Annotated in this window: 14 protein-coding genes and 1 pseudogene; 5 read left to right on the top strand and 10 right to left on the bottom strand. The window is 59.6% G+C overall.

The annotated features are described in order from the left end of the window. Window positions 1–14: 14 nt before the first annotated feature. From msrQ to NA637_RS14705, 6 genes are all read right to left on the bottom strand, one after another. Window positions 15–656: a protein-methionine-sulfoxide reductase heme-binding subunit MsrQ gene (msrQ, locus tag NA637_RS14730; RefSeq protein WP_256073162.1), complete on the bottom strand. Its 642-nt coding sequence runs from the start codon at window positions 654–656 to the stop codon at window positions 15–17. Continuing rightward, the gene (msrP, locus tag NA637_RS14725; protein WP_256073161.1) at window positions 656–1,666 is read right to left on the bottom strand and encodes a protein-methionine-sulfoxide reductase catalytic subunit MsrP; all 1,011 of its coding nucleotides are present in this window, start codon (window positions 1,664–1,666) and stop codon (window positions 656–658) included. Before msrP ends, msrQ begins: the two co-directional genes overlap by 1 nt. Before the next feature lie 57 nt (window positions 1,667–1,723). Continuing rightward, window positions 1,724–2,557, bottom strand: coding sequence for a CDP-diacylglycerol--serine O-phosphatidyltransferase (pssA, locus tag NA637_RS14720; RefSeq protein WP_256073160.1), 834 nt, complete (start codon window positions 2,555–2,557; stop codon window positions 1,724–1,726). A 149-nt stretch (window positions 2,558–2,706) separates the two neighbouring features. Beyond that, entirely contained in the window at window positions 2,707–3,723 is a 1,017-nt protein-coding gene (gene ilvC, locus NA637_RS14715) for a ketol-acid reductoisomerase (protein ID WP_256073159.1), read from the bottom strand. Window positions 3,724–3,767: 44 nt separating this feature from the next. Then, window positions 3,768–4,259 (bottom strand): acetolactate synthase small subunit, encoded by a 492-nt coding sequence (gene ilvN, locus NA637_RS14710; protein WP_256073158.1) that lies wholly within the window; start codon window positions 4,257–4,259, stop codon window positions 3,768–3,770. A 2-nt stretch (window positions 4,260–4,261) separates the two neighbouring features. Continuing rightward, on the bottom strand, window positions 4,262–5,986 hold the full coding sequence (locus NA637_RS14705) for an acetolactate synthase 3 large subunit (protein ID WP_256073157.1): 1,725 nt from the start codon (window positions 5,984–5,986) through the stop codon (window positions 4,262–4,264). Window positions 5,987–6,386: 400 nt separating this feature from the next. Between NA637_RS14705 and NA637_RS14700 the strand changes: the two genes are divergently transcribed. After that, entirely contained in the window at window positions 6,387–6,818 is a 432-nt protein-coding gene (locus NA637_RS14700; protein WP_256073156.1) for a DUF4124 domain-containing protein, read from the top strand. 37 nt (window positions 6,819–6,855) lie between these two features. Here NA637_RS14700 and NA637_RS14695 read toward each other — a convergent pair whose 3' ends face one another. Genes NA637_RS14695 through mrcB form a run of 3 tightly spaced genes read right to left on the bottom strand, consistent with a single transcriptional unit; the run spans window position 6,856 to window position 10,253 of the window. After that, window positions 6,856–7,188, bottom strand: coding sequence for a YqcC family protein (locus NA637_RS14695; RefSeq protein WP_256073155.1), 333 nt, complete (start codon window positions 7,186–7,188; stop codon window positions 6,856–6,858). Further along, window positions 7,188–7,886 carry a tetratricopeptide repeat protein gene (locus tag NA637_RS14690; protein WP_256073165.1) on the bottom strand — a complete coding sequence of 233 codons (699 nt, stop codon included), beginning with the start codon at window positions 7,884–7,886 and terminating at the stop codon, window positions 7,188–7,190. Before NA637_RS14690 ends, NA637_RS14695 begins: the two co-directional genes overlap by 1 nt. 54 nt (window positions 7,887–7,940) lie before the next feature. Then, window positions 7,941–10,253 carry a penicillin-binding protein 1B gene (gene mrcB, locus NA637_RS14685; RefSeq protein ID WP_256073154.1) on the bottom strand — a complete coding sequence of 771 codons (2,313 nt, stop codon included), beginning with the start codon at window positions 10,251–10,253 and terminating at the stop codon, window positions 7,941–7,943. 155 nt (window positions 10,254–10,408) lie between these two features. Between mrcB and NA637_RS14680 the strand changes: the two genes are divergently transcribed. From NA637_RS14680 to NA637_RS14665, 4 genes and pseudogenes are all read left to right on the top strand, one after another. Next, complete coding sequence (locus NA637_RS14680; protein WP_256073153.1) at window positions 10,409–11,971, top strand: AAA family ATPase; 1,563 nt, start codon at window positions 10,409–10,411, stop codon at window positions 11,969–11,971. Window positions 11,972–12,123: 152 nt separating this feature from the next. Next, the gene (locus NA637_RS14675; protein WP_256073152.1) at window positions 12,124–12,876 is read left to right on the top strand and encodes a class I SAM-dependent methyltransferase; all 753 of its coding nucleotides are present in this window, start codon (window positions 12,124–12,126) and stop codon (window positions 12,874–12,876) included. Between the two features lie 8 nt (window positions 12,877–12,884). Continuing rightward, window positions 12,885–13,157 (top strand): TfoX/Sxy family protein, encoded by a 273-nt coding sequence (locus NA637_RS14670; RefSeq protein WP_256073151.1) that lies wholly within the window; start codon window positions 12,885–12,887, stop codon window positions 13,155–13,157. 119 nt (window positions 13,158–13,276) lie between these two features. Then, window positions 13,277–13,506: pseudogene (locus NA637_RS14665) on the top strand (hypothetical protein); the annotation flags it as partial. A 196-nt stretch (window positions 13,507–13,702) separates the two neighbouring features. Here NA637_RS14665 and NA637_RS14660 read toward each other — a convergent pair. Continuing rightward, entirely contained in the window at window positions 13,703–14,590 is an 888-nt protein-coding gene (locus NA637_RS14660) for a ChaN family lipoprotein (RefSeq protein ID WP_256073150.1), read from the bottom strand. Window position 14,591 lies beyond the last annotated feature (1 nt).

Genomic DNA, 14,591 nt, shown 5'->3' with positions numbered 1-14,591 from the left:
CCCTGAATGGTGCGTCAACCGGTGTTTGCATTTTTGTTTCCATCAATGGCCCGAATTCGCTTCACCCTGCCGTGGCCCACCAGCTTTCGTTCGATAAATGGCAGCCTGAGCAGTAGCAACACAACAGCGACCGTGGCGTAAAGCGACCACCGGCCGGCGTCGGCGCGCACAACCCATAACATATGGAGCAAAACGACCAAGACAATCGGGTAGACAATCCGGTGCAGCTTTTTCCAGCGCTTGCCCAGCTTGCGCATACTCCAACGGGTAGACGTAGCAGCGAGTACTGACAACCCCAGCAATGCAATCCCACCCACCGCTATATAAGGGCGCTCGACAATCTCAGTGGTAAAGCCAGTGAAATCAAGTCCCAGGAGAAAATAAAGATAAGCCGCGACATGCAGTACCGCATAAGCGAACGACCACAAGCCAAGCTGGCGGCGTAATGCTACCCACCCCGACCAGGCCGTCAGTCGCTGCAATGGTGTCATAGAGAGCGAGCACAGCAGCAGGACCAAGGCACCTTGTCCCAAGCTGTCCACTAGCACCTTGCCAGGATCCGGCCCCAATGCAGCGATAATTCCCAAGTACAACCAGTAGCACGGCACACTCGCCGCGATCAGAAACAGAAGCAGTCGCCACCATGGGTACCGCATCAATAGTCCTTGCTCAAATCCATTCCTGCATAGAGGCTTGAAACCGCATCGCCATAACCATTGAATGGACGTGTTGCTCTGATGTTTGGGCTGAATAGACTTCCAGGCAATCGTCGCTCCCTCGCCTGGGACCACCGGGGATGGGAAACCTCCGGGTTGACGTTGGCATAGAACCCGTACTCCTGAGGTGCCATGGTCTGCCAGGTAGTGGACGGTTGCTCCCGAACGAAACTGATGCGCACGATGGACTTGATGCTCTTGAAACCATACTTCCACGGCACCACCAGACGAAGAGGTGCACCGTTCTGATTGGCTAGCACTCGGCCGTACATGCCGACCGCCATCAAGGTCAGCGGGTGCATTGCCTCGTCCATCCTCAGGCCCTCGACATAGGGCCAGTCGATCAGGGAAAAACCTGTACGCATGCCCGGCATCTGCTCGGGTCGAGCCAGTGTTTCGAAACGCACGAACTTAGCGCTGGAACTCGGCTCGAGGCGGCGGATCAGTTCAGCCAGAGGGAAGCCCAACCAGGGGATGACCATCGACCACGCCTCGACACAGCGCAAGCGATAGATACGCTCCTCAAGTTGGGCTGGACTAAACAGATCTTCGACCGAGTAGCGGCCCGGATTCGCCACCTCCCCATCGAACATGACGGTCCAGGGTTCGACCACCAGCTTGGATGCGTGAGCTGCCGGATCCCCTTTATCGGGGCCGAATTCATAAAAATTGTTGTAGTGCGTGGCGTCGCGGTACGGCGTGATGGGTTCCGCTTCCGCAACGGAAGCCTGCCAGGTCACATCACTGAGCTTGGCATTAAACCACGCGGGAGCGTCGGCAGCGTCGACGCCCTCGTAACGTCCCGTCTCTGCAAACGCCAACGACGGAAGACCAGCGCAGGCGACCGACAACGCAGCCCCCTGTAATACCTGCCGGCGATTCAGATAAAGCGCTTCGGGCGTTACCTCGGATTCACGGCAGTCGCTGCGACGAGGAATCTTGATAAGCATGATGTGCTCCGCTGCCTATGCCTGGAGCCTCCAATAGACAGCGGATCACCGGAGAAATCAACTTTCGACGCGCTTGCGGCGACGCATCAGGAACTGCACGGGTCCGGACACGGCATAAGCGAGGAAGATCAGCAGCAGAATGCGTGGCGGATCGCTGAACACTACCGCGAAGACCAAGACCACCACCAAAATCGCCACAAACGGCACCCGGCCTTTAAGATCGAGATCTTTGAAGCTGTAGTACTTGATGTTGCTGACCATCAGCAGCCCGGCCACAGCTACCAGTAACGCAAATAGCATTACCACCGCGATCGGCAAATCCACTCCGCGAATCCCCGGCTCATCCAGGGCCCAGACCGCCCACACCGAACCGGCGACCACACCGGCGGCAGCGGGGCTGGCCAGGCCGATAAACCAGCGTTTGTCGACTTTGCCGATCTGCGTATTGAAACGTGCGAGGCGCAGCGCAGCACAGGCAACGTAAATGAACGCGACCGTTAACCCCACGTTGCCCAAGCCTGAAAGTGCCCACTCATAGGCCAGCACGGCGGGCGCGAGGCCAAAGGCAACCATGTCCGATAACGAATCGTATTCGGCACCAAAAGCACTTTGAGTGTTGGTCAAGCGCGCCACACGACCATCGAGACTGTCCAGCACCATCGCCACGAATACGGTGGCGGCCGCGACGTAAAAGTTGCCGTTGATCGCGGTGATGATGCAAAAGAAGCCGGCGAACAGATTGGCGGTGGTGAACAGGTTGGGAAGCAGATAGATGCCACGGTGACGAACCTTGCGTCCCTCGGAATCCTGGATTTCTTCGACATGCTCGTCGATCGGCAGCAAGCTTTCCGGCTCGACTGGCTTGTTCGGCTCTTCGGGATGCTCACTCATGCAAATTTACCTTACAGCAGTGTGATTAATTTCGACCGACCCCGACACCACGGGTTCAGCCGGACGCCAGCGTCGGTTTATAGCAGATGCCAGCAGGCCTAACGAAAGAACGCGGCCGAGGCCGCGTTCTTTTTCAAGCAGAATCGCTATCAGTTCTTGCTCTTGTCGACGATCTTGTTGGCAGCGATCCAGGGCATCATGGAGCGCAGCTTTTCGCCCACCACTTCGATGCCGTGAGCGGCATTGTTGCGGCGGTAGGCGGTCATCGACGGGTAGTTGGCAGCGCCTTCGGTGATGAACATCTTGGCGTATTCGCCGTCCTGAATGCGCTTGAGTGCATTGCGCATCGCGGCGCGCGACTCGGCGTTGATGATTTCCGGGCCGGTCACGTACTCACCGTATTCGGCGTTGTTGGAGATCGAGTAGTTCATATTGGCGATGCCGCCTTCGAACATCAGGTCGACGATCAGCTTCAGCTCGTGCAGGCATTCGAAATAGGCCATTTCCGGCGCATAGCCCGCGTCGACCAGTGTTTCGAAACCGGCCTTGACCAGCTCGACGCAACCACCACATAGAACAGCCTGCTCGCCGAACAGGTCGGTTTCGGTTTCGTCTTTGAAGGTGGTTTCGATGATGCCGGTACGGCCGCCGCCGACACCCGAAGCGTAGGACAGCGCGACATTCTTGGCGTTACCGGATGCGTCCTGGTAGATGGCGATCAGGTCGGGGATGCCACCGCCTTTGACGAATTCGGAACGCACCGTATGGCCCGGAGCCTTCGGCGCGATCATGATCACGTCGAGGTCGGCACGCGGTACGACCTGATTGTAGTGAATGGAGAAACCGTGCGCGAAAGCCAGCGTAGCGCCCTGCTTCAGGTTCGGCTCGATCTCGTCACGGTACAGGCGACCCTGGAACTCGTCCGGAGTGAGGATCATCACTACATCGGAAGCAGCAACAGCGGCCGCGACGTTATCAACCTTCAGGCCATGGGCTTCGGCCTTGGCTACCGACGGCGAGCCCGCACGAAGACCGACAGTGACCTCTACGCCGGAATCCTTCAGGTTGCAGGCATGAGCATGACCCTGAGAGCCGTAGCCAATGATCGCAACCTTCTTGCCCTGAATGATGGAGAGGTCACAATCTTTATCGTAGAAAACTTTCATGGAATTACCCCTGTTACTGGCCGGTCGGGCCATTCGTTAAATGGTTATATACTCAGCACTTTGTCGCCGCGGGAAATCCCGGTGACGCCGCTGCGCACGACTTCCAGGATCGATGCCGTACCGACCGCCTGGATGAAACTGTCCAGCTTGTCGGTCGTACCGGCCAGCTGGATGGTGTACACGTTGGCCGTCACATCGACGATCTGGCCGCGGAAGATATCCGTGGTGCGCTTGACCTCGGCGCGCTGCGCACCGGTGGCCTTGACTTTGATCAGCATCAGTTCGCGCTCGATGTGAGCGCTTTCTGACAGATCCACCAGCTTGACCACCTCGATCAGTTTGTTGAGGTTCTTGGTGATCTGCTCGATCACTTCCTCATGGCCCGCCGTCGTCAGCGTTAGCCGGGACAGCGTTGGGTCTTCGGTTGGTGCTACGGTCAGGCTTTCGATGTTGTAGTTGCGTTGCGAGAACAGGCCAACCACGCGGGACAACGCACCCGGTTCGTTTTCCAACAACAGGGAAATGATGTGTCTCATGATCAGGTCCGCTCCGTCTTGCTGAGCCACATGTCGCGCATCGCGCCGTCTTTGATCTGCATCGGATACACGTGCTCGCTGGTATCAACGGCAATGTCGAGGAAGACCAGACGGTCCTTCAGCGCGAAGGCCTCTTCCATCTTCGGTTTGAGATCCTTCAGCTCGGTGATGCGCATGCCGACGTGACCATAGGCCTCGACCAACTTGACGAAGTCCGGCAGCGATTCCATGTAAGAGTGCGAGTAACGGCTGTTGTATTGCATGTCCTGCCATTGACGAACCATGCCCAGCGCACCGTTGTTGAGATTGATGATCTTCACCGGCAGGTCGTACTGCAGGCAGGTCGACAGCTCCTGAATGTTCATCTGGATGCTGCCTTCACCAGTCACGCAGGCGACGTCGGCTTCAGGAAAGTTGAGCTTGGCCCCCATTGCAGCGGGGAAGCCGAAGCCCATGGTGCCGAGACCACCCGAGTTGAGCCAGCGGTTGGGCTTGTCGAACCGGTAGTACTGAGATGCGAACATTTGATGCTGACCGACGTCGGAGGCGACGTAGGCCTCGCCCTTGGTCACCTCGCACAGGGTTTCGATGACCGCCTGCGGCTTGATGATGGTGCCGTCGCCCTTGTCATAAGGGAACAAGCCACGGTTGCCGCGCCACTCTTCGATCTGTTTCCACCAACTGGCGACGGTATCGGCGTTCGGCGTCTGGCCGATTTCCTTGACGATGGCGACCATTTCAGTCAGCACGCTGTCCACCGGGCCGACGATTGGAATGTCAGCCTTGATGGTTTTGGAAATGGAGGCCGGATCGATATCGATATGGATGATCCTGGCATGCGGGCAGAACTTGGTCGCACCATTGATGACCCGGTCATCGAAGCGCGCACCGACCGCCAGGATCACATCGGAGTGATGCATCGCCAGGTTCGCCGTGTAGCTGCCGTGCATGCCGAGCATGCCGACGAACTGACGGTCGCTCCCCGGGTAACAGCCCAGCCCCATCAATGTATTGGTCACCGGCAGATTGAGCATCTTCGCCAGCTCGGTGAGCTGTGACGATGCGCCCCCAATAACCACGCCGCCACCGGCGTAAATGATCGGGCGCTTGGCCGCCAACAGTAACTCGGCAGCCTTGCGAATCTGCCCGGAATGCCCCCGAACGGCCGGGCTGTATGAACGCAGTTTGGCCTTCTTCGGATAGACGTATTCGAACTTCTCGGCGGGATTGGTCATGTCCTTCGGAATGTCCACGACAACCGGGCCGGGACGGCCGGACTGGGCCAGGTAGAACGCCTTTTTCATCACTTCGGGAATTTCCGAAGGATGCTTGATCATGAAACTGTGCTTAACGATGGGACGGGAAATACCGATCATGTCGGTTTCCTGGAACGCATCAGTACCGACCATGTTGCTGGCAACCTGCCCGAAGATCACTACCATCGGGATCGAGTCCATGTAGGCGGTCGCGATGCCGGTGATGGCATTGGTAGCGCCCGGCCCGGAGGTCACCAGGACCACGCCCGCCTTGCCGGTAGCGCGGGCGTAGCCGTCGGCCATGTGGGTAGCGGCCTGTTCGTGGCGAACGAGGATATGCGTGACTTCCTGTTCCTTGAACAGCGCATCATAGATGTGCAGCAAGGCGCCGCCCGGGTAGCCGTAGATGTACTTAACGCCTTCGTCGCGCAAAAAGCGGACGACCATTTCAGCGCCGGATAAAAGTTCCACGTTGTTCACCTCTAAAACGCCAGATAGCCGCTCCGCGTGGACCGGCCAGAAATAGGTTTACTGCCAGGCAGCGCATGAGCGACGGTGGTCGCCGACTACGTCAGCTGCTGACTAGCGAGTATTAGGAAAGCCCCAAAGTGTTGCGGGGCGCCCCTCCCAGCGCGAGGTAACGCGTTGCGGATGTTACAAGTCGGCGCGGGTATGCACCTCATGATTGAGCGAAGGACTCGCTTGCGGCGGCCCCTCAGAACAGCAAGCATGGAATTGTTCGGATTAGGCTTGGCCAAGTCAAGTCTGCTGTTGCCCTTCGGCTGTATTCAGCTGTGATCCAGCGCAGAATGAAGCCCCTGTCTTTTTGCGTATAGTACCGGCCTGGTTTGTATCCACTGAAGGGAAAAGCATGCGTTTGACCATTCTCGCAGGCGGCCTGCTGCTTGCACTGAGCAGCAATATCATGGCCGCCCAGGTTTACAAGTGGGTCGACGCTGAAGGCGTTACACATTTCGGAGCACAGCCACCCCAAGGCCAGCCGACCGAAACGCTGAATACGGCCGTCGCCCCGCCAAAGCCTGGCGTGACCGAAAGCACCGCTTCGGAACAATCAGGCGAGTCCGAACAGCGCGACATTGACCGCAAGGTGAAGCGACAGGTTGCAGAGCAGGAAGCCGAGCGGCAGCGCTATTGCACTACCCTGCGCACCAACCTGGCGCAACTGCAGAACAATCCGCGCGTGCGTGTAGAAGAAGATGGCGGCACCCGGCGCCTGAACGAAGAGGAGCGGCAGGCGCGGATTGGCGAAACCAGACAGAAAATCGCCGACAACTGCAACTGAACGCAGCAATCAACGCCTGCCGACCTGCCGGCGTTGGTTAGCCTTCGCCCCCGCTGATCAACCGATCGAAGGTTTCAAGCGCCTCAAACAGCCCGACCACGCGCTGCGGCTGATCTTGATAAACCATTTCGGCCATCGCCAGAATCCCCGACACAGTCGGGAGCGGCTGCCCTTGCTCCAGAATGTGTTTCATGCGGGGCAAAAAAATCCATTGCAACCACTGATCAAACGCCAGTGTATCAACGCAGAACGGCTCCTGACTGGCAAGCGCCTCAGGCGCAGGCGGCGACCACGCCCAAACCCCAAGCATCCGAAGCTCGCGTTCGATCAGTAGCAACTGGTCAGCCAATGCTGGCACCCGATTGTCCATCACATCGAGACCTTGGCCCGCTCGCGGGCCTGCGCGGCACCCGCTGTATTACCCTGGCGCTCACGCGCCTGCGCGATCAATTCCCAGAGACTGGCCTGCAGGGCTGGCCGGTCGCTCGCATAACTCAGCCCACGCCGAGACAGCTGTTCAGCCTGAACGGCATCCCCTTGCGCCAGACGTACCTGAGCCAGACGATAGAGCACCTGAGGTTCGCGCGGGGCGATTCGCTGAGCACGCTCGAGACTGGACGCAGCTCCATTGAGGTCACCTCCGCCCTGTTGCTGCTGCGCAGTGGTGAGCAATGCCAGCACTGGCCCATCAAGTTGCTCGTCTGCTGACAGCGTTCCGCCATTCGAGGGGATGCCGCTGGGCATGGACTGGCTTGGTGCAGGTGTCGGGGCCGGTTGCGGCGCGCTCCACTGCCCAGGCGCTCCCGGCACCGGATCCGAGCTTCCGGAGAACGCAGCATCCGGCGCCGCAAAGGTCTGCAACGGCTCCGAGTTCTGCTGCGGCACCATGACCATCACATCTGCATCTTGCGCAGACTGCGCCGTGGTAACGGACGGACCAGTGGTTCGATAAGGCTGCCGCGCCGAGCCCTCCTCGGACACCGGCGCACCCGAATCGACGACGGGTATCGCCCCTCGCTTAACCGTCGCGCACCCCTGCACCAGCACCGCGACCGCCACAACCATCATCCATTGCTTGCTCAATATTCGAACCTCTTGAAATTCCATTAGCCCCGGGAACACTCAGGGCAACCAACCACGCACCCAATCCATGACCGATTCAGTTGGGGCTCGAATACCGCAACCGGGCCCCGGCGCGGGCTCGCTGCCGCGGATATAGGGAATCTGTACGGCGTCAGGGCAATTTTCCAGCGTACCCTGCCCGGTTTGCGCATCCACCCAGGCCAGTTCGACGTTCTCGGGCAGCGGCATCTGCAGCGGTAGTGGATCGGCTCGACGCATGAAGTCCGCCCAGATCTGCAATGCCCCCGTAGCGCCGGTCAGCGAGGTCTTGCCGTTATCGTCACGCCCCAGCCAAACCACTGCCAACAAGTCCTGACTGAACCCGGCGAACCAGCTATCGCGTGAGTCGTTGGTGGTACCGGTCTTGCCGGCCAGCGCCAACGACTTCGGCACATAATTGTAGGCCGAGCGACCCGTACCTTCGAGCATGACGCGCCGCATGGCGTACTGAGTCAGATAGATCGCGCCGGCATCGAAACGCTGCTCGATCTTGAACGGATAACGGCTGAGCGGTTCACCATCAGCCGCCACAACGCTGCGAATACCGCGCAGCGGCGTATTGAAACCGCCATTGGCCAGCGTCTGGTACATGCTGGCGACCTCGATCGGCCGCAGACCACCGGCCCCCAGCAGCATCGAAGGATAAGCCGGCCACTGCGGCGAAGCGCCCAATCGCTCAAGGGTTTTCAACACATGGGGGACTCCGAGATCGAGCCCCAAGCGCGCCGAGGACAGGTTGTAGGAGTTGGCCAGGGCCTGATAGAGGTAGACCGTGCCATGAGCGGTACGCCCGTAGTTCTGTGGTTTCCACACTTTGCCATCGGCTCCTTTGACCGAGAACGGCTCGTCCTCCAGCAGGCTGGTCAGGGTGTATTGGCTGGGCTTCTCCAGCGCAGTGAGATAGATCGCCGGCTTGATCAGCGAGCCAATCGGACGCGATGCGTCCAGCGCCCGATTGAAACCGGCAAAGCCTGGATGGCGGCTACCCAGCATGGCCTGCAGCTCGCCGGTTTCCGGGTTGGTGACCAGCATCGCGCCTTCAACGCCCTCGGCTGCCTTGCCCAGACGCTTAAGCGTGTCGGTCATGGCCTTTTCAGCCTTGGATTGAATGATCGGATCAAAGCTGGTGAAAACCCTCAGTCCTTCCTCGGTAAGGTCCTCGTCGCGATAGTCCTCTCGCAACTGCCGCTTCACCAGGTCGAGAAATGCCGGGTAGGAGCTGTCTGCCAGGCTGCCACGCTGTGTCACGCCAAGCGGCGCTTGCCGCGCTTGGGCAGCTTCCTGCGGGCTGATTACCTGCTGCTCGGCCAACAGGTCGATGATCAGATTACGCCGCTCCAAGGCACGCTCAGGATGGCGTCGAGGATTGTAGTAGGTCGGCCCCTTGACCATGCCGACCAACAGCGCCACATGTTGGAGCTTGAGCTCTGCCAGTGGCCTGCCAAAAAAGTACTGGCTTGCCAAACCGAAGCCGTGAATGGCGCGACGGCCGTCCTGACCAAGAAAAACCTCGTTCAGATAGGCTTCGAGGATTTCTGGCTTGTCGTAGTGGAGCTCAAGCAGCACCGCCATCATGGCTTCGGTAACCTTGCGGCTCAGGCTGCGCTCGTTGGTGAGATAGAAATTCTTCACCAGTTGCTGCGTCAGTGTGCTGCCGCCCTGACGTACCTCCCCAGCAGTAAAGTTCACCCAGACGGCACGCGCGATGGACTTGGGCGACACGCCTAAATGATCGAAGAACTCCCGATCTTCGACCGCAACCAGTGTTTCAAGCAGATATGGCGGCACTTGATCGAGCTTGATCAGAATGCGGTCTTCGTTGTGCGCGGGGTATAGCCCGCCTATGACCAGTGGCTCGAGACGGACTACCGGCAGCTCGCCCCCGTCCATGTACGCAAGCCCCGCGACGAAGTCTCCGGAAAAACGCACACGGATCCGCTGGGACTCTTCCGCACCCTCATAGAAGCGGAAACCCCGTGTATGCATTTCGACCGCGTTACTGGCGACCGACACAGTTCCCGGTCCACTCACCGATTGCTCTCGGCGATAGCCCAACGCATCGACCTCGCTGAGAAAGTCATTCTTGTCGAGTTTTTGCCCGACAAACAATTCCAGCGGCCTGGCATAGACCGTCGCCGGGATCGTCCAGCGCTTGCCGGAAAATTTCTCCTGCACCACCGCATCGAGATATACCGCGACGCCAGCCAGCAGTACCAGCGCGACGATGGAGAGTTTGATAATCCAACCCAACCAGGGGCGAGAGGCACCGGAACGGCGTTTGGAGCGGGAGCGAGACGAGCGTGATTTAGTCATGGCGGCGCATTATACGCACTTTGATTTGCGCCGAAGACGGCCTCTTGGCGGTTTGCAGGCACCGCGCGTGAAGACATAATGGAGCGCTTTCCGAGTGTGTGATCCGCGTCGCGATTGGCTCACACGCCCCACCCGACAATCTGCAAGGAATGACCGTGAGCCAAGCATTGATCGCCGCGTTGCAAAATCCGGCCCTGTACCCTCACCCGGTCGACGGCTTTGAAGTCATCGAGACCCATATTTCCTGGGTCATCCTTACTGGCGCGTACGCCTACAAGATGAAGAAGCCGGTTGATTTCGGTTTCCTCGACTTCACCGATCTCACGGCACGCAAGCATTATTGCGAGGAAGAGCTGCGCCTGAACAAGCGTATGGCGCCGGATCTGTATCTCCAGGTTCTGCCTGTCACTGGCAGTGTCGAACAACCGGCGATCGGTGGGGATGGCGAACCCATCGAATACCTGTTGCAAATGCGCGAGTTCCCACAAACGCAGCTGCTGGCGGAGGTACAGGCACGGGGTGAGCTGACGGACAATCACATTGATGCCCTCGCCGAGCAAATCGCCGGGTTCCACTTGAGCATTCCGCGGGTGGCTGCTGACCATGCGCTGAACAGCGCCGAAGGGATCGTCGCGCCGATGCGGCAGAACTTCGAGCAGATTCGGCCTTTGCTCACCGAGCAAGCAGACCTGCAGCAACTCGATGCCCTGCTGGACTGGACCGAAACCAGCGTCGCTCGCTTGCAACCAGTGCTCGAGCAACGCAGCCAACACGGCTTCATTCGTGAATGTCACGGCGACTTGCATCTGGGCAATGCCGCCATCATCAAAGAGAGCGTGGTGCTGTTCGATTGCATCGAATTCAACGAGGCATTTCGCCTGATCGACATCGCTTCCGACGCAGCCTTCCTGGCGATGGACTTGGAAGATCGAGGGCTGAAGTGCCAGGCACGGCGCTTTGTCAACGGCTGGCTGGAACGCACTGGCGACTACGCCGCGCTGCAACTGCTCAACCTCTATAAGGCTTATCGAGCGATTGTTCGGGCCAAGGTCAGCCTGTTCCGACTGCACCAGGAAGAGGACGCCGTGCAGCGCCGGATCGTCCTGCGCCAGTATCGCAGGTACGCCAACCTGGCCGAAAGCTACAGCGCTATCCCCTCGCGCTTCCTTGCCATCACACACGGCGTATCGGCGGTTGGCAAGAGCCGGGTTGCGCTGCGCCTGGTAGAGGCTCTGGGCGCCATCCGGATACGTTCGGATGTCGAACGCAAACGGCTCTACGGTCAGCAACCAGAGACCCTGGCTTCCGAGGTAAACGCCGGCATTTATAGTGCCGAGGCGGGCGATGCCACCTATCAGCGATTGCACGCGCTAGCCGAGACCGCGCTTAGCGCCGGCTTCTCGGTGGTCATCGATGCAACCTATCTGAAGCATCGGTATCGTCAAGCGGCCCGGCAAGTTGCAGAGTCTACCGGCGTACCCTTCATGATCCTGAGCTGCGAGGCGCCCGACGCCGTCATCCAACAGTGGCTCACCCAGCGCCAGGCCGAGGGCGGCGATCCGTCCGATGCCACCATGGCTGTGATCAGCGCTCAACAGTCATCTCGCGAGCCGCTGGACGAGAGTGAGCAGTTGCTTAACCGGCAGATCAATACACCCGAAGCGGGGAGCCTCGACGCGTTGGTCAGCGCGATTCGGCAGCGCCTGCCGGGCCTCTGACACCCGGGCGGGAAAGGCACCCTGTGCGGAAAAGCGCCACCCAGGCACCGCTGAAGGCAGAACCCGGCGGTGCTTCTATACTGAACATGTCTGTCAGCGGAAGTCGGCCATGTCTCACTGTGTTCTGCCATTGATGTACCTGGACCGTTGCCATGGGTGATAGCGTCCAGCTCTTTTCAATTCGTTCTGACGACTACGCACAGTTCCGCCCCAGGTATCCGAGCAGCCTGTTCAATTGGCTCGCCGAACAGTGCTCGGCGTCCAGCTGCGCACTCGACGTTGCGGCTGGCACTGGCCAGGCTACACAGGGACTGGTGGACCACTTCGACCGCGTTGTGGCGTGCGATGCCAGCCCTGGCCAACTGACCGGCAGTACCGACTGGCGATCTGCGGAGCGATTCGCGGCGCAGGCCGAGCAGTTGCCGCTGCGCGATAGCGTGGCCGGCCTGATTGTGGTCGCACAGGCATTGCACTGGTTCGCTACGCCAGCCTTCTTTGACGAAGCGAAGCGAGTGCTGTCAGCAGATGGGCTGTTCTGCGCATGGTGCTACAGCTTGCTTCGTATCGAACCGCCGCTGGATGCCATGATCGAGCAACTGCATGGCGAAACCCTGAGCGGCTACTGGCCACCAGGACGCGCCAGCGTCGATGCGGGCTATCGAGATATCCACCCGCCATTCACAACCTTCCAACCTCCGGCGTTTGCCCTCGAGGCCCACTGGAACCTGCCGCAGCTGCTTGGCTACCTGCGCACTTGGTCGGCAGTGAAGCAGTGGCAGCAGACCCATGGCCGGGATCCGGTGACTCCGCTCGAATCAGAGTTCAAGCGTCTATGGGGGCAACCGGAACACCAGCGCCGGGTTCGCTGGCCGCTTCATTTCCTCGCCGGCTACCCAGGCCGATAGGAGCGATCATGCACGACGAACTGTTGACCTTGAGAAATCTTGGCAAGACATCCGCGCAGTGGCTGCACGCCTCGGGCATCCACACGGCCGATGACCTGCGTCGGCTCGGCGCGGTCAATGCGTACCAGGCGGTCAAGTCACGGGGATTCAGTGCCTCGAGAGTGTTGCTCTACGCCATCGAAGGGGCCTTGCGGGACATTAACTGGAAAGAACTGCCGGACACCCTGAAAACCGAGCTGAACCAGCACCTGGCCCGGTGTGATCACCGAGACAAGAGCTAGCTCACAATGCCCGCGCGGCGCGATTTACTCTCGTCAAGCGCGGCCTTGCGCATCGCTCCACCTCTGTGAGCCTGCTGGTCCAGGGATTGCCGAGATGTTTCTACTCGGGAACAACCGCATTCACCCAATACAAGCGCAGCGCGACCGTCGTCGCCACTGTCGCCTGCACCGTTATGCTTATCCCCAAGGACCGATTTCTCAGTCTGATGCAGAGCAAGCCCAAGATTGCGCACAGCCTGATCGAACGCATGGCTGGCGCATCGATTTGCTGAACAAAGAGGTGACGCCGCTGCGCATGCCCTCACCGCCAGCGCGTAGATCCCATTACCTTGGGCGAAATTTCATTTGAGTCCGGCTGTTGACTAACGAATGCGAATTGTTATTATTAGCACCGCTGGTCGCGAGATCAGCCGGTAACCTGAAAGGACGGGCAGTGGGCCTTTCAGCTTATCTCCTCATCAGGCTAATCACGGTTTTGACCCGGCTCTTGCCGGGTCTTTTTTGCCCGCACGAAATCACTAGCTCCGCTGCAACGTTATTCGAAACTACTCGGTTGCCTTACGCAGTTCGGCGCAGTGATCCTGTTGCGGCTGAGCCGGGGTAAACCAGACGAAATGGGCCTGCTCGGCAGGGACCTCGTCTCCCACTTCGGCGAACATCATCACTCGTGTCGCGAGGTTGCCATCTCGACGCGAGAGATGCAAAGGCACGCCGAGATCACGCCGGACATGAAAAGCACCTGCCACCAGCATTGCCGGCTTCGGCGCGGCATCCAGCTGCTCAGCCATTCGCAGGTCGCGTTGCTGCTGGACTGCCAGCATGGCGGGCAGCTGCTCCTCTGGCAGCAGGTCGCAGTGGGACGTGCGAATCTGCGCGAGCAAGCCCCCCTGCACATTCTTGTCAGCGGCCGCACCGGTGAGCGTTGGTATACGGCGGTAGACACGCATGATTTCCTCACGGTCGAGATTGGCCGACAGCAACGGATAGGGCTGCGCCAACGCATGCTTGACCAGCGGCGCGTACAACCGCCACTCCCAACCCTTTTGCCAGTCCAGCGCAGCAGGCAGATCAGCTGGCCACTGCCCACGGCCAACCGCTGCTTGCACCTTGGCGACCTTGTCCTGCTGATCCGGGTTGAGCATTTCCAGCAGCAGACTGCCCTGCGCCCGGCGCTGTGCCAATGCCTGCAGAAGCCAAAGCTGGAGCGCATGGTGGTCCGGGTTGTCATGGCGCTCCCCTACCAATACCTGGTCGACCTTGGCTAGCTCATCGACCAAGCGTTTCGGCGAAATCTGTTCGCCGCTTCGCAGATCGACGATCCGCCCCAGGTCGGGATGCTCGCGACCCTCTGGGCTTTGCCAGGCGGGCAAGGCTGGTAGTGACTGGCAGGCGGCGGTGAGCAGGATCACGGCCAGGGGCCATAGCAAGCGCATA

The organism is Stutzerimonas stutzeri (assembly GCF_024448935.1).
Lineage (GTDB): Bacteria > Pseudomonadota > Gammaproteobacteria > Pseudomonadales > Pseudomonadaceae > Stutzerimonas > Stutzerimonas stutzeri_AO.
This window is presented reverse-complemented; position numbering and strand designations above follow the sequence as displayed.